This is a genomic window from Flavobacterium sp. DG1-102-2 (assembly GCF_033042555.1).
Classification (GTDB): Bacteria; Bacteroidota; Bacteroidia; order Flavobacteriales; family Flavobacteriaceae; genus Flavobacterium.
This window is the reverse complement of record NZ_JAWLIK010000002.1, coordinates 50,002-75,657: the sequence shown is the minus strand read 5'-3', so window position 1 is coordinate 75,657 and position 25,656 is coordinate 50,002. Positions and strand designations below refer to the sequence as shown.

General features: G+C 42.3%; 5 protein-coding genes. 4 read left to right on the top strand and 1 reads right to left on the bottom strand.

Translation table 11 applies throughout. The annotated features are described in order from the left end of the window. Positions 1-767 precede the first annotated feature (767 nt). From R1T16_RS03630 to R1T16_RS03615, 4 genes are all read left to right on the top strand, one after another. On the top strand, positions 768-7,523 hold the full coding sequence (locus tag R1T16_RS03630; protein WP_317499713.1) for a gliding motility-associated C-terminal domain-containing protein: 6,756 nt from the start codon (positions 768-770) through the stop codon (positions 7,521-7,523). A gap of 5 nt (positions 7,524-7,528) precedes the next feature. Next, complete coding sequence (locus R1T16_RS03625) at positions 7,529-9,592, top strand: PorP/SprF family type IX secretion system membrane protein (RefSeq protein WP_317499712.1); 2,064 nt, start codon at positions 7,529-7,531, stop codon at positions 9,590-9,592. A gap of 41 nt (positions 9,593-9,633) precedes the next feature. Next, entirely contained in the window at positions 9,634-23,385 is a 13,752-nt protein-coding gene (locus tag R1T16_RS03620) for a T9SS type B sorting domain-containing protein (RefSeq protein ID WP_317499711.1), read from the top strand. 80 nt (positions 23,386-23,465) lie between these two features. Continuing rightward, the gene (locus R1T16_RS03615; RefSeq protein WP_317499710.1) at positions 23,466-24,410 is read left to right on the top strand and encodes a type IX secretion system membrane protein PorP/SprF; all 945 of its coding nucleotides are present in this window, start codon (positions 23,466-23,468) and stop codon (positions 24,408-24,410) included. A gap of 101 nt (positions 24,411-24,511) precedes the next feature. On the opposite strand, the gene R1T16_RS03610 is transcribed toward R1T16_RS03615, so the two are convergent. Further along, the gene (locus R1T16_RS03610) at positions 24,512-25,645 is read right to left on the bottom strand and encodes an SMP-30/gluconolactonase/LRE family protein (protein ID WP_317499709.1); all 1,134 of its coding nucleotides are present in this window, start codon (positions 25,643-25,645) and stop codon (positions 24,512-24,514) included. Positions 25,646-25,656 lie beyond the last annotated feature (11 nt).

The window sequence follows — 25,656 nt, the reverse complement described above, 5'->3', positions numbered from 1 at the left end:
TTTTTCCCAAAAACCATATAAAAAACCAAAGTCTTAGTTATGAGTGTTATAGCAATTATCTGTACTACAGAATATTTGCTCTTGTAGAACACGATGCAAATTTTAAAATATTTAAAATATTAATAAAACAATAGCTATTAAAATAGTTATCAACAATTTTTAGAAGTAGTTATGCAATAACTTTTGAGGTGTAGAGTTGCACTTAAAAAAGTACCAATAATTAATTATTCGGAATTTTCTTGTACATTTAATATTGAATTGTAGGCAATATCTTTCAGTTAGTCCCCCTGATTGATCAAATGCAGCATTTTTTTTTATAGTGTAATACCTTGAAAATAAAGGATTTTCCTATCAAAATCAATTCTGTAGGAAACTTACAAACTACTTCTTACGTAAGTGTTATATATGGCAAAATTGCTTTATTTTTTGTAAAAAAGTAGGTGAATATACGGGGATTTGTATAATTAATAATTAGATAAATTAACGTTTTTCAGCTAAAAAACGCAAAATATAAAATATAACAAAAATAATCAAAAAATGAATTTTTAACGTTATTTCGTCAAAAAGTGTTATAAATATAACAATTGAAAAATTATACTTTGTTAATTAAATTGTAAAATTTCATCAGAAAAATATTTATAATTTGAATATCAAAAGTGAGTTGGTCGTATTTTTATTTCATTTTGTCGAATTTAATTTTTGTTAAGAATTTGTTTACATACGTTTATTCTGTAAAGCAGATATTCGTGCTAATATCAAATGGGTAAATGAGAAAGGATTTAAAATCACTTTATTTAATTTTTAGCTTTTGCTTATGGCTTTGCTATAGCCTGTGCGGCTATGCCCAAAGCATCACGAAGCCTACCTATACTTTTACCCAGGCATGTGCCAAGCAAAGCTTCAATACATTTCCATTTAAATTTTCTGCCGCGCCAGTAGCCTCTTTTCAGGCCAATAACCAGTTTATAGTAGAGCTTTCGGGCCCTACAGGCAGCTGGGCATCGCCTACAATTGTAAATACACTAACTATTGCGGCAGGCAATAACCTTAACGGCAGCTTTAGTTTGCCTGTAACAACTGCGGGAGAAGGTTATAAAATCAGGGTAAGGAGTACAAATCCTGCTGTTACAGGCCTTGAAAGCAATCCTTTTCCGGCGTATTATGCACCACAAACAACAATATATTCTATAAATAACAGCCAGGGGGAGGTAAACATCTGTTCAGGTACTTCTTATGTATTAACTATAGACAATCCTACATCGCCATCATCACCGGCATATTATCCGTTCCTGGTTTACAGGTGGTATAAAAACTATGTTGAGATTCCGGAGCAGACAGGGCCGTCGCTTACTGTTTCAGAATCGGGGAGTTATTACGTAAAAACATATTATGGTGCATGTACTCCCGATTATACATCATATTCTAATGCGGTCCAGGTTAACATACAAACTATCTTAACACCGCATATAACTACAAACGATGGTAATAATAACCTTTGCCCGGGTGGCACTAAGATCTTAACCACCGATACGCAGCAGGCTAACTTTACGTATGTATGGTACCGTAACAATGTCGTTATTCCCGGAGCTACAGCTCCTTCTTATACTGCAAACCAGTCTGGACTTTACCACCTAAGGATACTAGGTGGTGGCTGTGTTTTTGAGACTAACGATATCGAACTCGAAGATGTAGATTTTAACCTTGATCCTGATCCGTCTGTACCAACGCTTATAATACCGGGGCAAACGATTCCGTTAACGGCAATTAATGATGCTGCGAACCCAACATATCAATGGTATAAAGATGGTGCATCTATAGCGGGTGCAACGCAGGCAACTTATAATGCCACACAGGCAGGAGTGTATAAAGTGGTGGTAAACGAGCTTGCTCCATGTAATATAACTAAAGAGGTAACGATTACATTGCTGTACCCCGATAGTTTTAACCTGGCTATACAGGCAGCTTCGGGCTATCAGTCGTGTGTGAGTACTTCTTCAACGCTTAGCATTTCGCAGTTTGATGCTGTAAAGGGGGCGGCTGTTACAAGTATATTAGGCAATAATTATGGATATGGCTACCAGTGGTATAAAAACAATATGGCTGTATCTGGGGCAACATCTACATCATTCGCTATTAACAGTGCTGCAGATAACGGAAGCTATGTGCTTAAAGTTACCATTCCAAATTTTGGTGAGATAACGTCTAATGCAGTAGCGGTAAATCTTTCTCCGGGTACTGTAACTATATCCGGGCCTACAAGTATTTGCGAAGGTGCTATTGCAGCGCTTACATCAAGCGTAACTAATGCTGCTTTTACCTATCAGTGGTATAAAGACGGCACAATGATTCCTGCAATTTCTACACCTACACTTGCTGCAGACCAACCTGGGAATTATTATTTAAGGGTAACACTGGGAAGCTGCACGGTACAGTCTAATACAATAAATATTTCTATAGAATCCGTTACTGTCAGTTCAACATCTCCAGCTACAGATGTTATCATTCCGGGACAGACCAAAACACTTACAGTAACAACAACCGCACAGGGGCCTCAGTATGTATGGTACAGAAATAACGTTGCACTATCGCAAACAGGGCCATCGCTTTCGGCTACACTGGATGGTGTTTACAAAGTGGTTGTAACACAAACCGTAGGCTGCAACGCCACTGCCGAAACTACCTTTACTTTAAATTACCCAACAGGATTTACGCTTGCCATTGCTGCAAATGCAGGATATACATCGTGTACAAGCACAACCGCAACACTGTCTGTAACAAGTTTTGAAGCGCAGACCTCTAACGGCAATATAAACGTTGCAAATATGGGCTATGCCTACCAATGGTACAGGAACAATGTGGCAATTGCAGGGGCAACGTCGGCAACGCTAACGCTTAACAGCTCATCGCAAAATGGCGTTTATAAGCTGGTGTCAACAGTACCTGATTTTCCGCCGGTTACTTCTAATAATGTGACGGTTAACCTGGCTATGGAGGCCATAACCATAAGCGGCAGTACGAGCCTTTGTACAGGGTCTACTGTTGCGCTTACTGCAAATGTAAACAGCGCAGCATATACCTATCAGTGGTTTAGGAACGGCACGGCAATTACAGGAGAAACCACAGCCTCGCTAACGGTAAATACCGCAGGCGATTATTACGTTAGGGTTACAGGTGCTGCCTGTACAACGCAATCTAATACACTCCAGATTCAGGTAGCAGCGGTAAATATATCGGTAAACGTTCCGGCTTCCGATATTATCTTCCCTGGACAGACAAAAAATATAACAGTTACTACAAACGCAGCTTCGCCTGCGTATGCCTGGTACAGGAATAATGTACTACTGTCTACAACGACTGCAACCTTAGCGGCAACACAAAGCGGTACATACAAAGTTATAGTAACACAAACTGCAGGCTGCAACGCTACGGCTGAGACTACTTTTGTATTAAACTACCCATCGGCATTTAACCTTGCTATTGCGGCAGATTCGGCCTATAGCTCATGTAGCAGCACTATAGCTACAGTAAGCAAAATTACATTTACTGCTACAGTACCTACAGGCACGGTAGATGCTTCTAACATGGGATATACCTATCAGTGGTTCAGGAACAACGTGGCCGTACCGGGAGCAACATCTGCTTCATTTATAATAAACAGTGCTGCCCAAAACGGAACTTACAGGCTTGAAGCTGCAGTGCCTGATTTTGGAACCATAGTATCTAACAATGTAACGATAAACCTTGCGGTTGAATCTATAGTTATTACAAACACGGCAGCATTCTGCGAAGGCTCATCGGTAGTATTAACTGCAAACGTGAGCAATGCGGGGTACGCCTATCAATGGTATAAAAATACTATAGCCCTTACAGGTGAAACCTCACCAACACTAACAGCCAATACCGAAGGCGATTACTACCTTATCGTTTCGGGCGGAACATGTACAATGCAGTCTAACACGATACACCTTCAGGCGGCATCTATAAGTGTAAATACTACAAACCCTGCGCTGGATATTATCCTGCCTGGACAAAATAAAATATTAAGCGTTACTACAGATGCGGTTGCGCCATCTTATGCGTGGTACAGGAACAATATGCTGCTTTCTGCAACTACGCCTACGTATACTGCAACCCAGGATGGTGTTTACAAAGTGGTGGTAACCCAGACATCAGGCTGTGCCGCTTCAGAAGAAGTTACATTTACCCTGCAATACCCGTCTTCATTCATCATTACAGTTGCTGCCAATGCTGCCTATACCTCTTGTGTTAGCAGTACTGCAACACTTACGGTAACCAGCTTTATGGCGGTAACACCATCGGGCAACGTAGACGCCTCGGCATTGAACTATCCAATTCAGTGGTATAAGGGAGTTACAGCTGTACCCGGTGCTGCAGGAAATACATTAACGCTTAACAATCCTTCTCAAAACGGGGTATATAAAGTAACGGCAACAATACCTGATTTTGCCCCGGTAAACAGCAATACTGTCACGGTAAACCTTACGCTTCCTGTGGGTGCAGTTGTTATAAGCAGCAATGGCCCGCTTTGCGATAACGCTACTGTAGTGCTTTCATCTTCAATTACAGATGCAGCATATACATATCAGTGGTATAAAGACGGCGTTCAGCTGGCAGGTGCTAATACATCATCGTTTACAACAGGAAATTCGGGCACCTATTATCTTATTGTTACTGCCGGTACATGTACATCGCAGTCTAACACGGTCAATCTTCAAAATGCTATCATAACGGTAAACAGCAATAATCCTGTTACCGATGTTATCCTGCCGGGTCAGACTAAAGTAATTTCGGTTACTACAGATGCTGTCTCGCCAACATACCAATGGTACAGGAACAACCTTCCGATCACCGATACTACAGCATCCATTACCGCCACACAAGACGGTATGTATAAAGTAGTGGTAACACAAACGGCCGGCTGTACAATTGCTGAAGAAAGAACATTCACCTTAGTATACCCTACATCTTTTTCGCTTGCAGTTGCTGCCAATTCAGGCTATTCGCCTTGCGGCGTTACCCCGGTAACACTAAGCATTTCAAGCTTTACTGCAATAACGCAATCGGGTAGTGTAGATGTATCTTCGTTAGGATACTCATACCAATGGTACAAAAACAGCGTACCGCTAACAGGCGCTACATCGGCTACATTACTGCTTAATGATGCGGCACAGTCGGGCAGTTACACGTTAATAGCTACAATACCTGATTTTGGAATAGTAACATCAAATGCCGTTGTGGTTAACATTGCAATACCATCGGGTGGGGTTACAGCTACACAAAACGGAGACCTTTGCGACGGTTCTACAGTTGTGTTATCGTCAAATATAACAGGTGCGTCTTTTACTTATCAATGGTATAAAAATGCTTCGCCACTGGCTAATGCAACTGCGTCTACTTTTACAGCAGACAGCGCCGGCGCCTATTATGTTGTGGTAACAGCAGGTACATGTACTACACAATCTAACATACTTAATGTGGCTGTTGCTGCAATAACGGTAAGCAGTACAAATGCAGCTGCCGATGTTATACTGCCGGGCGGAACAAAGGTACTCGCAGTTACTACAAGTGCCGTAGCGCCTGTATACCAATGGTACAGGAACGTTGTGCTGTTATCTGAAACTTCTGCATCACTTACAGCAACACAGGACGGAACATATAAAGTTGTAGTAACACAAACATCAGGATGTCCTGCTACTCAGGAAAAAATATTTACACTTACCTACCCAACAGGTTTCCAGATTTCGGCTGCGGCAGGACCATCATACACGGCATGCACAAGTACAAGTGTAACGCTTAGCGTATCCAGCTTTGTAGCACTTGCACAAAACGGAAATATAAATGTTCTTACTGCAGGTTACCAGTATCAGTGGTATAAAGACAATGTAGCCGTTCCAGGAGCAACCGGAGCAACGCTGGTACTTAACAGCCAGTCGCAAAATGGTGCTTACAGGGTAGAGGCAACAATACCGGGTTTCCCTAACGCAGTTTCTAATAATGTCGTTGTAAACCTTGGTATCGGTACAGTAACCATAACGTCGGCGGGTGCGCTGTGCGATTCAAGTTCTCAGGTAGTGTTTAGCAGCAGCGTTACCGATGCTTCATTTACTTATGCCTGGTACAAAGACGGCGTCGTGGTAAGCTCCGGCAACAGTCCGCAGTACACTGCAAGCGAGCCTGGAAGCTACAATGTAAAAGTTACCAGCGGAAGCTGTACAACTACATCTAACACGCTTACGATCCAGATGAGCGACTTTAGCCTTACGGCAACAAGCCCATTATCTGACATCATAATTCCGGGAGATACCACGCAATTAGGCGTGAGTACAACTGCGCTTCAGCCTACCTATGCATGGTACAGGAATGGGGTTCTTATTCCGGGCGCTACATCGCCTACACTTATAGCCACACTTGCAGGAGAATATAAAGTAGTCGTTACGCAAACCCAGGATTGTGTAATGTCTAAAGAGATAGTGTTTGATCTGGCCAACCCATCAGGTTTTGCACTTACCATAGGTGCACAGGATTATACAAGCTGTGTAAGCACACAAACTAACTTGTTTATTACAGAGTTTAAAGCGGTTACTAACGATGGTATTGTAAACCTTATAGGCAACAACTTTGGTTACGGTTACCAGTGGTATATGGACGGTGCTATTATACCGGGTGCTACAAATGTTACTTATGTGGCAACGCAAACAGGCATCTACTCGCTTGAGGTTAACATACCGGGCTTCGGTATCGTTACGTCAAACGGCCTCGCTATAGAGATTGCTTTTGCGGCAAGTGTAACCATACAAAAAGAAGGTGTTTTTTGTGCCGATGGTACAGAAGTTACACTGTTTAGCGATGCAGTAAATCCGGCTTATCAATACACATGGTTCCGCAACGGGGCAGCAATTGCCGGCGCAACGCAGCCAACGGTTGTTGTATCGCAGTCGGGCAGTTATTATTTATCGGTAGTTTATAACGGATGTACTATAGCATCAAACACAGTTACGCTGGAGCCGTACGATATGGATCAGGTAACAATTAGCGTTAGCACGGCTGTAGATCTGCCTGAAGGTACCAGTATAATCGTTACTGCAAGTGGTGCAGAAAGCTATACATGGTATAAGGATGGCAAAGAAATATCTATTGATGACAACATAAAAGTTACAGAGCCTGGTGTATATACAATGGTAGGTAAAGCGGGCGACTGTGAAGTTACAAGAGAATTTATTGTAACCATAGTAGAAAATAAAGTACTGGCAATACCTAATATCATTACACCAAACAATGATGGTGTAAACGACACATGGGCACTGCCGCTTAAATATTTAAATGATGATACAGAGGTGGTGATTTATTCGCCCACCGGAGCGATAGTTTTCAGGGCATCGCATTATAATAATAACTGGCCTGAATCTGATTTTACATGGTCAAGAAAAGACCCTGTGTACTATTATACAATAATGGAGAAGAACGTGATCACTAAGAGAGGATCTATAACAATTGTGAAGTAAGGCGTATGATAAAAAAATACATTTTATTACTTCTACTGGTTGTTATTACCACTCTTAACGGACTAAGGGCGCAGGATGCTCCTGTGTTAACCTTTAGCCCGCCGCCACAAAACAATATTAAGTTTAACAGGTTTTTGCTAAACCCTGCATTTTCGTTTGTGAGAGAAGATAACACATATATCGTGATGTACCACCGCAACCAATGGGTGCAGTATGACGACTCGCCAAAAGTCTACATGCTTTCCTATACAGGTAAACTGTCTGAAAGGGCAGGTTTCGGTTTTGGCATCTATCAGCAGAATATAGGTGTTATAAGCAGTTTTGGCGGCCTTGCAAACTATGCATATAATGTAAAGATCAAGCAGAAGTTTGATGTTACACTGGGTTTTAACTTTGCCTATTACAATAGTGGGGTGAATAAGGAACGTGCTATTACAGGCGAGCCTGATCCGCTTATCATGTCATTAAGAAACAATTCGCTGCTCAGCATACATCCGGGTATAAACGTGGAGTATAAGCAGTTTGACCTTGGTTTTTATGCAGAGAACCTTATTGATTACGACTTTAAGTCGAATAAGATGGCAAAGGAATTTACAAACAAATCGTTTTCGGGGCACTTAGCCTATACCCACCAGATGACCAGCCTTAAAGACCTTTTCCAGGACAGTGAGTTCAGGCTTATGCTGCGCGGAAGGACGAGTGAGCAGTACGGCTTTGGTCTGGGTGGTTCGCTATTGGTAAACTTCCCGAGGATAGGCTGGCTGCAAACAGGTACAGATGATTATTACGGAATTGCGATAGGGGCGGGTTTCCATTTTACAAAAAGGCTCTCGCTAGGCTATACGTTTGAAAGAACAACAAAAGAAGGCCTTGTTAACCTGGGGCCTACACACGAGGTGACCATGGTGTTCTCTTTTAAAGACAGGAATCTGGCTAAAAAAGAGGCACAGAAAAAAGAGGCCGAAGAAAAAGCAAAAGACAGCCTTAAGGCCGAAGACAATCTGCTGGATGAGCTAAAACCAAAAGACAGCCTTACTGCCAATGACAGCATAAGTGCGAAAGACCTTAAAAAAGATAGCCTTAAAAAAGAAACTAAAGCAGAAAAGGCGGCAAGGGTGGCAGCAGAAAAAGCGGCAGCGGAAAAGGCTGCAGAAGAAGCAGAATTTGACAGCAAAGGCGAGCTTGAAAAACTAAAACTGGACCTTGATCCTGAGAGCGCATATCTTGTAGAAGCATTACAAAAAGAAGACTCTATTGCCAAGATTAAAAAGGCGGCATTTGCCGAAAAGGTAAAAAACCTTAAGGAATATGCTAAGCAGGAAAAACAGGCAAAAGAAAATGCTACCGAAAATAAACCGGTAGAACTTAAAAATATAAGGCAGAATAAAAAGGTAGATAAGCCGGTAACGCTGGAAGATCTTAAGCATGCACCCGATGGTTATTATGTAGTTTCTAAAGACATTAATGCAAAAGAAGGTGACAAAACCGTAAAAATAGAAAAACACAAATCGTTTACCGATGCCGCAAATGCAGCAGAGAAAAAACGGGCATCAGGCAAGGAGAAAAATGTTTACATAGTGCATGTAGACAATAATCCTAACCCCGAACTTGAAGAAGAAATAACAAATAATAATACATCTAACACAAAACCTAAAACCTTACAAAATGAAACAGAATTACAACCAAGACCGGAAACGATTGTTGATGAGCTGCCTAAAGATGTTAAGCCGGAGGCTTTAAAAACTGAAGAGGATATCAAGGAGTTTTATTCGGAGAAAACATCTAAGCCCCGCGAAGCTATAAGCAGGGTGAAAAGGCTTTCTGTAGAAGGAATGGATGCGGGCTACTATATTATTGCCGGTGTATATTCTGAACAGGCTAACGCAGACAAGTTTGTAGCCAAAATGACAGAAAGAGGCCTTAAACCGGTAGCATTCCACAAGAACGGATACAGTTACGTGTACTTAAAAAAACACACCACATGGAGGGAGGCACTGATATCTTATTATTCTAATGTAGACAACACTTACTTTGACTCTATATGGATCATGAGCATCAATACCAATTAATAAATACATACCAAGAACATCAATTAAACACCAAAAACCCAATGCACTACATCAAATTTTACAAGTTTAGAATTGTAATCCTCCTGGGATTACTGCTGTCTTGTTTATCTGCAGTTGCCCAAACACCCGTACCCCCTGCGTTTGCCCCTAGGCTACAAGGTGGTAACATAAAGGTTAAGGGAGACGTTGTCTTTGTAGGTAACAACATGCTTAACAAGGCAACTATCGGAATCCCTGCAGAGGCAAATACCCCTTATAATGGAGGGTCGGATAACAACGACTTCAATATGGAATATATTGATATTGATAATGATCCCAATACCTTTAGTTCCAGTAGTGCCGACCTGGCATTAACAGGGAGCTGTACTAAGGTAGTCTATGCCGGTTTATACTGGGCTTCGGCCTATCCGTATGAAAGAAGCACAAATAAAGATGCCGAATGGACAGCTTCAGACGCAACAAGGCACAGCGATTATAACCAGGTAAAATATAAATTGCCGGGGGCAGCTGCTTACACAAATATTACAGCAGATAATATAATCTTTGATGGAAAAAGTACCGGACCATTAAACCAGTCCTATAAAAATGCTCCTATAATTTGTTACAAAAATGTAACAAGCATGGTGCAGGGACTTGCAGATCCTAACGGAACATATACTTTTGCTAATCTTAGGGCAGCAAGAGGAAGAAGGGTAGGGTCGTCTTCCGCAGGATGGGTAATGGTAGTTATCTTTGAAAATCCTACAATGCCAAGTAAATTCATCTCTACATTTGATGGTTATGCAGGGGTTTCGGGAACCACAACTGCTACTATCAATGTTAATGGATTTGTAACGCTTCCTTTTGACCTGCCGGTAAACGTAAAACTAGGCGTTGGAGCACTTGAGGGAGATATTAATATTAAAGGCGATAAACTTGAGGTAAAAGGAAACCTTACAGCAAACTATACTAATGTAGGCGGTGGGACTAACTCCTTAAATCCTACTAATAACTTTTTTAATGGTTCTATAACAAACAATAATACACCCGTTACATCCAGGGTGCCTAATAGTAGTAACACATTAGGTTTTGACCTGGATTTGATAACACTTGCAAATGGTAGTAAAGACATTATCAAAAACAGTGAGACAGGTGCTTCGCTAAAACTTACTACATCAAATGACACCTATGGTGCCTTTCTTGCCACTTTTGCAGTAGATATTATTGAACCTAATATTAAGCTCGTAAAAACGGTTAGAAATACTGCCGGTACCGATATATCCGGACAAAATGTAACCTTAAATTCAACGCTTGATTATATAATTACCTTTGATAACATTGGTAACGACGATGCTAAGAACTTTACTATAAAAGATATACTTCCGGCAAATACAACATTTGTATCGGTAGATATGGGTGACATTACAGCAGCACAAGGAAGTTATGTATATAACCCAGCGACCCGTACGGTAACATTTACCATCGCGAATAGCCTTGTTCAAAAAGACGAGCTTTCTGTACCGCATACTATAAAGCTGCGTGTAAAGGTTGCCGAAAGCTGTAACGAACTTACAGATGCCTGCTCTAACCTTATAAAAAACCTTGCGTATGCTACTTATGCAGGTGTTATAAATACTAATGTTATCTCTGAAGACCCTAGTGCTGCCGGACAAACGTCATGTGGTATTCCTATAGACGGTCCTGCAAACTTTTTAGTAGATGTAAGCGCATGCGTTTATGCCCGTACAGAGGTTATTTGTAACGGGTCTGTATTGCTTAAAGGTGCAAATGGCTACGGTACATACCAATGGTACTTAAAAACACCTAACGGTGATTTGCCATTAGCAACAACTAAGGATTATACAGCGGTTACTCCAGGAGAATATTATTACACGGCTACTCCCATAGCACCATGTATTGTTCCTATTACAGAAAACATTACGGTAAATGATTTCATTAATAACAGCATGACAAATCCTGTTATACCTGTTGCTAACGAAACAGTGCAATGTCCTAATAATGGTATCATGCTGCCTAAAATATTTTTGTGTGGCAGTAACGATTCAAAATACATACCTACTGGCATTAACTCTGGTACAGTAAAATGGCAGAGGCTTAATACTGCCTGTAACACGGTACCTGCAAACTGTCCTCATAATGCATGTCCTGCGTCAAACTGGACAGATATGTTTACAGGGCCTAACTATACCGTTACACAGGCTGGTGAATATCGTATCTATTATGATCCAAACGGTACCGGTGCGTGTCCTATTTATTTTTATTTCAATGTATATAAAAATAACTTTGACCCTTTAATTTCAAGCAAGGACATTGTATGTACCTCAAACGGTGAAATTAAAGTTGTAAACGCTTCGGCAGATTACCAAATAAGGCTTATCAATCAGACAACAGGTGCAGTATTAGTAGATTATCCAAATACAAACCCTGTATTCCCAATTATGGCGCAGGGTGCCTACACTATAGAGATGAAACAGATGGGTGTCCCTTTTGGCTGTACATTTACAGTAAAAGATATTACCATTTTAAACAGGCCGATCTCTGCTAATGTAATTACAGTAAACAAAACCTGTAATTTAAACGGCAGCATAAGGATACAGGCTTATAATGTAGACCCGCAATATACCTTCTCTGTAACAAATACCACTACTGGTGTTACTATTACCCACGGGCCTTACTTTGATAACAACCTGCTTTTCTCAGGGCTTAATCCGGGAACGTATGATGTTAAGGTGACAACACAGGATGGCTGTCTTTATGAAAGCACTACAACCATACTTGATTACAGTAACATTACGTTAGGAGCATCTGTACAGCAGAGTATTAATTGCGATCCTGGAATTATAAAATTAGCGGCGTCAGGAGGTAAAGCACCTTACTCTTATGCTATTCACAGCATAAACGGTGTATTGCAAAACCCGGCTCCTGGAGATTATTTACCAGAGGAAACCTATTATGTAACAAATGCAGGAACGTATGTTTTTGCCAGCACAGATGCTAATGGCTGTGTTACATTATCTAATCCTGTTACGATAAGCACTATTACTCCTACGGTTACAAGTTCTAAAGTAGATGCAACGTGTAGTGGTATAAACAACGGTAAGATTACTGTTAGTGCTACGGGAACGGGGATAACATATGAATTGCTTAATAGTGCAAATGTTGTTATTGCGACAAACAGTACAGGTATTTTCCCGAATCTTGCGCCGGGTAATTATAAAGTAAATGTTATACAAACAGGAACTACAACAACGTGTAGATATCCGTATGATTTTACAATAGGTCAACCCAACCCAATTATTGTTCCTGCACCTGTTAAAACACAAGACTATACTTGTTTAACAACAGCGACTATAGAAATAACAGGCGTGCCTACAGGAGGTACAGCGCCATATGAGTATAGTATAAACGGTACAACATTTACAGGGTCTAAAGTATTTACAGGCCTTACAGCCGGTACTTATACCATTACTGTAAAAGATGTTAACGGTTGTACAGGAACATCATCCTCGGTAACTATTACAGCGCCTGCACCGGTAACAAACATAACGTTTACAAACTCAGGTCCTGTAACTTGTACTAATGCCACAACAACTGTTACTGCAACGGCAGTAGGAGGGCAGTCGCCATATACTTACGAGATAACGGCTCCTGCATCGGCAGTGGCATCAAATACTGACGGTATATTTGCAGGGCTTGCTCCCGGAACATATACTTTTAACGTAACAGATGCTAAAGGATGTACTAATACAACAGTTAAGACATATACTGTTAATCCGGCTGTAAAAATTTCGCTAACGGCATCTAAGGTTGCCGATGTAAAATGTTTTGGAGCATCTGACGGATCACTTACATTTACTCCGGCTAATTATACGCCAAGTTATAACTATACCGTTACGGGTGGACCAACGACTGTTCCTGCGGGCAACGGCATAACATCTGGCGCGGCTGTAGTTATTAATAACCTTGCTGCGGGCACTTACACTGTTACGGTTACAAGCCCGTCTACAGGATGTACCGATTTTGAAACAGTAACTATTGCAGCACCGCCAAGCGCACTTGCTGCAACACCAAACCCAACAGATGCTACATGTAACACGCCGGGAAGCGTAGTAATAGCTGCTACAGGCGGATGGGGAGGTTATACTTATGCGATTACACTTCCTGCAACAGCAGCAGCTTCTAATACTACAGGTACATTTAACAACCTTGCTGCAGGCAGCTATACAGTTGTAATTACAGATTCTAAAGGCTGCAGCATTACACGTACCTTTACAATGTCGTCGGCTGTAGCTCCTGAGCTTAACTTATCAGCAGGTGGAGACTACTGTATAGATGCGACGCCTACTTCGGTTACGGTTACTATTACTACAGCAACGGGAATGGCACCATTCCAGTACAAGCTGGACAACGGTTCTTATGGCGCTCCAACTGCATCTACTACGGCTACCTTTAGCCCACTGGGTACAGGTACGCATACAATCACGGTAAAAGATGCAAACGGCTGTGAAGATTCAGTAACTACTACAGTAAGCATAGCACCACAGCTTACGGCTACGGCAACATTTGTAAAAGGGCTAGATTGTACAGCTTCACCAAACGCACAAATTAAAGTAACAGTAGGTGGAGGGACATTAAATTACCAGTATCAGGTTTCTGTTAACGGAGGCTCCTATGGCGCTTTAACAGCATTAACGCCTGCAAATGGAACAGTAATAAATTATAGTGCTGCTGCGGCAGGCACATATAAATTCAGGATTACTGCGGCCAATAGTTGTGTGGTAGAAAGCAACACCATTACAATTGCGCCAATAACACCACCGTCATTTACATTGACACCAACAGATGTTATATGTTTTGGAACAAGTACAGGAGCCATAACAGTAAATGTAAATACGGCGTTTGGTGCAGGTCCTTTTGTAACTTCAGTAAATAAGACAGATGCACCTACAGCGTCTTTTGGAACCCAAACATCAGGACTGCCTGCGGGTAATTATACTGTGCGCCTTACTGACGCTAATGGCTGTTTTACAGATGTTACTACGGTTATTAATCCGGGAACTCCTGTTACAGCAACAGTGACCAAAATGGACATTCAGTGTATTGTAGATCCGAATGATATAACAAATAATATTTCTGCAGGTTCTATTACGATATCAGCAGCATCAGGAGGTTCGGGCTCTTATACATACAAGGTAAGTAATAATTTTACCTTTAATGAATCTACGCCTACAACTGTTGATGGTTCAACGCCATACGCATTTACAATCCTAAGTTTCGGTATCTATTATGTAGAGGTAATAGATGATAAAGGATGTAGTTATACCGAGACTGTTATTATGGCATCTCCTCCGGGTGTGCTTACAATTACGCCTACGGTTCTTTCTACAGACTGTGCAACGGGAGGAACAGTTTCGGTTAAAGTAAATGCTTCTGTACCAAGTGCAACATATACATTTGGTATTTTTGACCAGTCTTCAGAGCCATTCTCATCGGCGTTCTATCCGCCGGATGCCCCGTCAACAGATACAAAAGTATTCACTAATTTGACTCCGGGTGTAGAATATACTTTTGTAGTATATGACAGTACTACAGATTGTTATAGTTTTGGTTCTGTACTGATTCAAAATGTTACACCAACAAATCTTACAGTAACTACAACTCCTCACAATGTAACCTGTCCTATTGTTTATCCTGCGGGTGTAGGCACGGGAGACGGAAGCGTTTCGTTTACATATAATGGTTATGGAGGCACATCTGTAAGATATCAGATTTTTGCAGAACAAACCAATACACCTATTGGCTCGCCTGTTACAGTTACAGGCCTTACGTCAGGTCCGGTAACGGTAAACAATTTTGGCTCGCTGGATCCAGGTAATTATTACATTTCATTTACAGAGTTAGACGGCCCTAATGTGGGTTGTTCTAAAGCTTCGGCTTCTTTCCAGATCAGCCAGTCAGGTACAACAGTTGTTGCATCTGCATCGGTAACTAAAAATGATAACTGTGGAACTAATGCCGGTATTATAGAAGGTTCAGCTCAATTTGGTACATCACCGTATGAGTATCAATTATTAGCAAGTACAGCTCCTGCTCCTACGGCAGCGACATGGGCAGGTGTTTCTTCTCCTGTATTTAATGCAGAGGGTGGAATAACATATATAGTTTATGTTAAAGATGCAAATGGCTGTATTAAACCAAGCCCTGCTGTACTACTTCCTACAGATGTTTCACCTCAGGTTGCAGCTGCTGTAGATGTAGAGTGTAATCCTACGGAAGGCCAGTTTGTAATAAATGTGTCAAGAATTGCTGCTACTGGCAATGTCGGACCATATACTTACAGCATTAATGACGGAACGACAAGCAGTGCTTTTGAATCTCAACCTGATTCATTCCAATATATGGGACTTATTTCAGGAACTTATATCGTAACTATTAAAGATGGTAACGGATGTACTTTTGATGCTCCTGCGGTAACGATCTACCCTCCGGTAGAAGTAACTGCAGAACCGGGAGACCAGCCAACATGTGGTAACAGCGACGGTACTATCGTGGCAGTAGGTGCAGGTGGTTCGGGATCTGTTAATTACAGGTATTCACTTTCGGGAGATGCTACAGTAGCTCAGCAGCCATCAGGTACATTTACAGGACTTCCGTATGGTGATTTCGTTGTTACCATAACAGATGTTACAGGTACAGCGCCATATTGTACTGCACAGGTGGCAGTATCACTTGAGCAGCCTATTGCCATAGACCCTACAACTACTACGGCAGCTGCTACAGATGTTAGCTGTTTTGGAGGCGACAATGGTACTATAACTGTAACATTAGGTGCAGGCAATACAGATATACCTTACGAATATACCTTAACAGGTACATTGACAAACAGTACGGTAGTTACACCGGTAATACAAACTACTCCGGTGTTCGAAAGCCTTGAGGCAGGAACATACACGGTTACCGTAGCATCTGGTAAAGGATGTACACTTCCTATTACAGGAATAATTATTGACCAGCCAGACGAACTGCTTGCTTCTGCTTCTGCAACACCATTTGAGTGTGATGCCGATAATGATGTGACAGTTTCTACAATTACAGTAACGGCTACAGATGGTACCGGCCCATATTTTTATAGTATAGACGGTGGTGCCAACTACCAGTCTGAAGCTACTTTTGAAGTGGCTGATACAGGAGTTGCCCAACCCATAACGATTGACGTTAAAGATGACCACGGCTGTACAACTCAGGCTACGGTAACTTTACAACCGCTTCCTGTAATGATAACGCCTACGGCAGATCTTACAACACCGCTTGATTGTGCTAATGCTGGTACAATCACGGTAGAGATAGACGGGGGTTCAGGAGATTACACTTTTGAGATGCTGCCTTCAGGGCCATCACACGCTCCTGGATTGGGTGCTGTTAATCAAACACAGGATTTCCCAATTACCGAGCCCGGAACTTATACCTTTATGGTTACCGACAATGTAACCCATTGTACGCGTACAGTAACGGCTGATGAAATTCTTGAGTACCAGCTTATAGAGGCAGAAGCTACAGCGTCTACACAGGTAGACTGTTTCGGAAGCGCTACAGGTACTGTTACAATAGATATAGCTAACTATACCGATACATATACCTATGACGTATACGAGGTTGGAAATGCTACGCCTATACGTCAGGTAACCGTTCCGGTAATGGCTGGCACACCACTTGTAATTAGTGGCTTACCTGCGGGTAACCTATTTGTAACAGTTAATTCAGAAGACAGCCCATTCTGTTCTACAGATACAAATATCATCACGGTGGCTTCGCCTGCCGAAGCGCTTACAGTTACTGCTTCTCAAACAGGAAGTGTAACATGTGCCCTTAACATGGGAGAAATTATTGCTGAAGCCGATGGCGGATGGGGCGATTATGAGTATGAACTTGTAAATACTACAACAGGAACTACAATTCAGGCATTTGATCCTAACAATATATTCTCAGGTCTTACAGCAGGAGATTATACCGTTACAGCAAGAGATTCAAGCGGATGTACAACAGCGGCTTTCCCGGTTAACCTTCCTGTAGTTCCGCTTATAACAGGTACAATTACAGCAGTGCCTTCGGTACTTGTTTGTAATGGCGATACTACTTCTACTGTATCTGCTAACGCATCAGGAGGACAGGGTATTTATGAATATGTACTTAACACTTACGACGCTGCTGGTACTACTATAGTAGACACAACGGGCTTACAGGTAAGTAACGCATTTGATAATCTTGGTGCAGGTACATATAGCATTACGGTTACCGACAACTGGAGCTGTTCATTTACTACGGCTACTGTAACGGTTACACAACCGGATGCACTACAGGGTAACCTTTCTATGGTTAAGTCGTTAACCTGTACTACTACAGGAGAATTGAGCTTATCTGCTACGGGAGGTACACAACCTTACCGATACAGTGCAGACGGTGGTACTACATACAGCGCTCCGTTTACTACTGCTACACCTGTACTTATAACAGGCCTGAATGCAGGAGTGTATGAATATACAATAGTAGATGCTGCAAACTGTGAGACAGTTTTAACAAACCAGGTAGAGATACTTGCAGTGCCAGCGTTAGATCTTAACCTTGATCTTACAGCTGCAGAGGTTAGCTGCTCCGGCGGAAGCAATGCTGCAATCATAGCCGATGCAATAGGAGGTCTGGGCAACTACCAGTACCAGTTATTAGATGGTGCATCAAACCCTATTGGGACTGCTACGACAGACGGAACATTCTTAAACCTTGCAATAGGTACATATTATGTTCGCGTAGACAGTGGCGATTGTAATACTACATCAGCACCTATTGTTATAACCGAACCAACTCCACTTCAGGTTTCGTCTGTTGTTACAGATATTGTTTGTTTTGGAGATGTTAATGGTACAATCAGCGTTACAGGTACAGGAGGTACAGGTGTTATACAGTACGCAATAGCATTGCGTGATGCAACACCACCTCAAACCCTGCAGCAGTTTGATACTGTTCACTATTGGACTGATCTGGAATCAGGTATTTATGATGTTATTGTTCAGGATGAGAACGGATGTTTTGAGCTTCTTGAGCTTGAAGTTAAAATGCCTGATCCTATTACTGCTCAAATTGTAAAAGTAACAGATGAAACCTGTCTTGGTGAAGGTGATGCTACGATAGAGGTTACCATAATAGGTGGTACAGGTACGTATGTAATAAGTACAGATAATATCAACTTTACTCCGGTACCTTCTCCGGGTGTAGGATTGCCAACATCTTACCTTCTTACAGGACTTGATTCAGGTTTAACTACCATTTATGTAAAAGACCAAAATGAATGTTTCCTTTCACCTCCTATATCAGCACCGATATTACCGGGTGTAAACATGGATCCACAGGTAGTCGTTACGCCAACATGTGTAGCTAACGCGCCAAATAGTGATATAACAATAAGTATCGAGGGAACTGTAGACACTGCTAATGTTATGTATGCCATAGATGCAGTTAATGCTGGTGCATACCAGTCGTCTAATGTGTTTACAAATGTCAGCCTTGCACCGGGTAACTATATTGCTTATGCAAGACATATAGTACCGGCAACAGGATTAACATGTATACAGGAAGAACCATTTACTATAGATGTTCATGACCCTATAACGGCCAATATAACAGATGTTGTAAACGTACTTTGCCACGCCGATCTCACAGGAGAAATTACTGTAACTGCTAATGGTGGCACAGGAACACTTCAGTATGCTATTGCAGATGCAGATGTACTTCCGTTAGCTTACGGTACGCCTCAGACAACAGGAGTGTTTGGTGGGCTTACTGTAGGTAACTACAGCATCATGATAACAGATGATATTAGCTGCGAGGTCGTATTAACACACACAATCACCGAACCTGCTGCAGCTTTAACAGCTACAGTGACACACACCGATGAGATATGTATCAATGCAAACGATGGTACTATTACCGTAACCCCTGCAGATGGTACGGGCCCTTATGAGGTAAACCTTAATGGAACTGGATTTACTGCACCGGATGCCGGTCCGTTTGACTTTACAGCTCTTGCCGATGGTACATATACTATCGAGGTAAGAGATGCAAACGGCTGTACATTTACAGCACCAGATCAGACAATTGCTCCGGGTGTAGACCTTATGGCTTCTATTGATGCCGTACAGGTTTGTGACGAAACAACAATTACGGTTACTGTTAACCCTGCCGAAGCGGCAAATGTTACGTATTACCTTGATGGCGTACTTCAGCCGTCAAATGTAATTGTTGCAAACAGCTTGACTCCGGGTAACCATACAATAACAGTAACACACACAAATACATGCAGTGCTTCGTTCAACTTTACTGTTGCGCCGGTTATCCCAATTGTGGCAGGAGGAACAAGCCAGACTGATGTACTTTGTTTTGGTGATGCTACAGGAACAGCTACTGTAACCGTTACTGGCGGAACAGGAACGTTAGAATTTGCCATTGCAGATGCTAATGCACTTCCATTAGTTTACAGCGCTTACCAAACATCAAATACCTTTACAGGTCTTGCCTTTGGTGATTACATCATCAATGTTACAGATGAATTGGGGTGTGAGCTTGCATCAACAACAATAACTGTTGGTCAGCCAGCTGCGGCACTTACTGCCACGGCTGCGCATACCGATGAGATATGTATCAATGCAAACGACGGTACTATTACAGTAACGCCTACAGATGGTACAGGTCCTTATGAGGTAAGCATTAACGGTGGTGGGTTTACTGCACCGGCACCGGCACCAATTGTTATCAGCAACCTTGCCGATGGTACGTATACTATTGATGTAAGGGATGCAAACGGATGTACAGTTACAGCACCAGATCAGACAATTGCCCCTGGTGTAGACCTTATGGTTTCTATAGATGCCGTACAGGTTTGTGACGAAACAACAATTACGGTTACTGTTAACCCTGCCGAAGCGGCAAATGTTACGTATTACCTTGATGGCGTACTTCAGCCGTCAAATGTAATTGTTGCAAACGGACTGACCCCAACTACGCATAATATAACAGTAGTACACACAAATACATGTAGTTCTCCACAGCTTCCGTTTACGGTAGCTCCGGTTATCCCAATCGTTGCGGCGGGTACAAGTGAGACAGATGTGCTTTGTTTTGGTGATGCTACAGGAACAGCTGCTGTAACCGTTACAGGCGGAACAGGAACATTAGAATATGCAATTGCAGATGCTAATGCACTTCCATTAGTTTACAGTGCTTACCAGGCATCAAATACCTTTACAGGTCTTGCGCAGGGTGATTACATCATCAATGCAAAAGATGAGTTGGGTTGTGAACTTGCATCAACAACAATAACTGTAGGCCAACCAGCTGCTGCACTTGCTGCTACGGCAACACATACCGATGAGATATGTATTAATGCAAACGACGGTACTATTACAGTAACGCCTACAGACGGTACTGCACCATACCGTGCAAGAATTAATGGAGGTGCTTACAGCGCAGCTTCATCTGCACCTATCGTGTTCAATACACTGGCAGACGGTACGTATACAGTTGAAGTGATAGACGCAAACGGATGTACGTTTACAGCACCATCGCAGACTATCGCCCCAGGATTTGACCTTATGGCTTCAATAAATGTTGCACAGGTTTGTGACACGGCTACCATAACAGTAAGCGTTAACCCTGCGGTTGCATCAAGTGTAACATATTACCTTGACGGCGCACTTCAGAGCTCTAATGTTATTGTGGCAACAGGACTTACTCCGTCGCCGGCACAGCATGAGATAAGAGTGCTTCACAGCAATGGTTGTGAGTCGCTATTAAACTTCGAGGTATACCCTATAATACCTATTGTAGTTTCTGCGGCAACTATTACGGTAACTCCGGTAGCATGCCACGGACAGAACTCCGGTTCTATTCAGGTTGGCGCAACAGGAGGAACAGGACAATTGCAGTATGCACTTACATGGAACATCTGGCCAACGCCAATATATGGTCCGGTAAATACATTCAACAACCTTCTTGCAGGAACCTATAAAGTATGGGTTAAAGATGCAATGGGTTGTGTCGTATCTGTAACAGATGTTATAATAGACGAACCGGCAGTGGCACTAAGTGCTACGGCTACGTCTACTCCTGAGGTTTGTGTGAATTCACACAATGGTACAATTACCATTACACCGGCAGGAGGAACAGCGCCATATTCTACAGCAATCAACTCTCCAATCAACTTCCAGCAGGATGTGTTTACCTACTCAGGATTATTTGGAGGAACATATGATGTATTTGTAAGAGATGCAAGGGGCTGTTACTTTAAAACAACAGTTGTTGTAGAGAAAGGTGTTAACCTTAACCCTTACATCCAGACAACTCTAAGCTGTAACAACAACGTTCCTGTAAATACGGTAACGGTACTGCTTAACCCTGTTGTTCAAAATGTGGAGTACAGGATACCTGGTGTTCAGGATACTTTTGCTGCAAACAATACATTCGACCTTTTACCTGGTACATATACAGTAACGGTAAGACACCAGAATGGTTGTGAGAAAGCGTTAACGTTTACCGTTCAGCCACGCCCTGCAATCGTGCCAACAGCTACAGCTGTAGACGCTAAGTGTAATGGCGAAGCTAACGGAAGCATAACGGCTTCTGCAACAGGTGGAACAGGTGCTCTTAAATATGGTATCTCTCCGGATTATGTAATGGTTACTAACCCTGTATTCAACAACCTTGCGGCAGGCACATATACCATTAGGGTAGAAGATGCTTACGGATGCTATGAAGAAGTTCAGGCAACAGTAGGCCAGCCTGATGCTATCGTAATCACGGTAGAAGAGGTTCTTGAAGAAGTATGTGTTAACGATGATAACGGTGCTATAGAAATCAGCATAACAGGAGGTTCGGCACCTTATGCCACAAGCCTTGATGCTAATGGGCCGTTTGTAAACGACCAGTTACTGTTTGCTAATCTTGACGGTGGTGTAATATACACTATCTACGTAAGGGATGCAAAAGGCTGTATCACAACGTTAGATGTTCCGCTGGCAGCGCCACTGGATATCAATGCAACAGCAAATGTAGTTTATCATTGTGATAGCGACACAGTCTTTAATGAAGTTACTATAACAACTACAGGAGGCATTAATACATCTGACCTTACGTATACGCTGGAAGGCCCTGCGGGAACTCAGGCTCCACAGGCTTCTAATGTGTTCACTAACCTTGAAGATGGTGCTTATACTGTTGAAGTACTGCACACATCAGGATGTTCTGATACCGTAGACTTTACTATAGAAAGTGTTCCGGCACTGGCACTATCACTTTCGCCTAGCGGACTTAACAGGTTTACTGCTACGGTAACAGGAGGTAAAGGCCCTTACACGTATGCGCTTAACGATGGCGATATGGGTACTAAAAACACATTCACATACGAGGCGAGCGGAACATATACTGTAACGGTAAGAGACAGCAGGGGATGTGAACTGACGGTTGCTATAGATGTTATATTTATAGATATCATCATACCGGACGTTGTTTCTCCTGAAGGAAACGGAAATAACGACACCTGGGCTCCGGGTAACACGCAAAACTACCCTAACATCAATACAGACATCTTTGACCGTTACGGAAGAAAACTTGCTACACTGAGACAAGGCCAGTCATGGGATTGTAGATATGAAGGAAGCGAAATGCCTTCGGGCGACTACTGGTACCTGATTAAGCTTGGCGATGCTGAGGGCAGGGAATTTGTAGGCCACTTCGTTATTTACAGATAAAAATTAATAACGGCCGCATCACCCGATGGTGCGGCCCGCATTAAAAATCCAAAAAAATTAGATTAAAACACGCACACAAAATGAAACATATATATCGCCTGTTATTATTAATACTAGCCTTTCCGTCGCTGCATGCCCAGGAGCTAAATATTCCTACGTTTACACAATACCTTGCAGACAACCCTTTTGTAATTTCTCCTGCCTACGCGGGTATAGGGGATTACGTTAAGATAAGGGCAAACGGACTTACCCAATGGGTAGGGATTGAAGATGCGCCCGATAACCAGTCGCTTGCTGCCGATGCAAGGATATCGGCAAACAGTGGTGTAGGTGTGTTCTTTTACAATGACAAGAATGGTTACACAAGGCAGTATGGAGGCAGGCTTTCCTATGCCCATCATATTATACTTGATCCGTATTATGAGCAGTACCTTTCTTTTGGTATATCGTATAACCTAAACCAGTTTAAGATAGATGTTGACAGGATACAGACACCTGACCAGTCGGTAGGGAACAACAGGTATACGATAAACCACAACTTTGATGTTGCTATGCTGTACCGATTCCAGAGGTTTTATGCAAGTGTAACTGCAAGTAATATTCTTAATAAGGATATTGACCTTTATGCTACTAATGAGCCTAAAACACTTAGAAACTTTCAGGTATATACAGGCTATACATTTAAAGCCAGCGATACGTTTGAAATTGAGCCATCGGCTTTTGTACAGTATTTTCAGGGAGACGGAAGGTCTACGTCAGATATCAACATGAAGCTGCGTTACCTTAACGGAGACGATTACTACTGGGCAGGTATAAACTACCGTTTTCTTAACGACCAGTTTGGCGACCCATTAAACATAGGCCCAATGGTGGGGTTAAAAGTATCTAACTTTTACTTTGCCTACTCATACCAGGTTACGACAAATGAGCTGTTGTCGTCTAACAACGGTTCTCACATGATAACAGTAGGTCTGGACATATTCCAGGGTGTCAGCGACTGTCCATGTACGCATGGCACACATTAAGAGAAATGATTCCCCGGGGTTTACTCATCCTAAACCCACTTTAAGCCCCCGTGAAAACGGGGGCTTTTGTTTTTATATGGAATAAGTTTTCTGGATAATCTCTAAGGCATCTTAACCTTAAAAACCCTGTACGGAAGTTCTACTTTGCTTTTGCCCTGGTTATATTTTGGCTGTCGGTTAAGCTGTGCAGCGCTAAAATATAGAAAGCCATCTTTGCCAACGCCAAAAGAATCAGGCCAGATGATGCGGCTGTCACTTACAAGAGTATGTACTTTGCCGTCAGGAGAAACATATTTAATGGAATGGCTCGGCGAATGCCCAAAGTAAATATTGCCTTTTGCGTCGCATTCCAGGCCGTGGGTTACGCCGGCATCGGCAACAGGCTCCACCTTGGCTGAAAGTTCAGCAGCGTTAAGCTTATCGTCTGCAAGGTATTTGGTCGCGATGCGGTAAAGTTTATCTTTATTTATGGGCTTATAATAAAACCATTCATTATCCTTCGTCAGGGCAATGCCATTAACGTTAGACGAAAAAGGCTTCCCTTCATTATCAATCATATTAATGCGGTCAATATTCAGGATATAGCCGTTTTCTGCAGTAGTCGAAGCATCATCTTTCAGTGCGATCCTCACTTTGTCCGTCCTGAGGTCGAGCACTACGATAGCTTTAAGCGCCGGATCCGATAGGTACGCAAGATTTTTAGAAGTATCTACGCGCACATCATTCAGCCCGCTTTTGTCTTTTGGCAGCCCGCCAAAATTATAGGTCTTTTCTACTTTGTTGGTAGCAAGGTTGATTTTGAATAGTTTGAATTTACCCCCTGTGCTCTCATCGGCAGCAGTCTTCCCTTTTGCTGCATTCTTCTCTTTGGCAGCATCTTTCCCAAAAACCGATGCGCTGCCTGTAGGCTTGGAATCCAAAACCCATAAATTGTTGTCGTCATCGGCATAAAGGTCCTGCACATTATAAAAATGGGTATCGTTGTTTTTTGGCATGTATTTGTTCCATTCAGCGTCAGGGTAGGGCACGCGTTTGCCTTTTACTATTTCGGTAAGGGCATACAGGAACGGCTCATTATGCGGAAAAGAAACAAACACCCTGTTAGACGACGGAGCGACTGCCACACCTATCGGCTGGTTATCGCCAAACTGGGCTACTTCAATAAGTTCGGCTTTTTTGTTTTGAGCACTAAGTGCAGATGTTATAATAAAGGTAAGTGCGAATATTTTTTTCATTGAAAATTGAA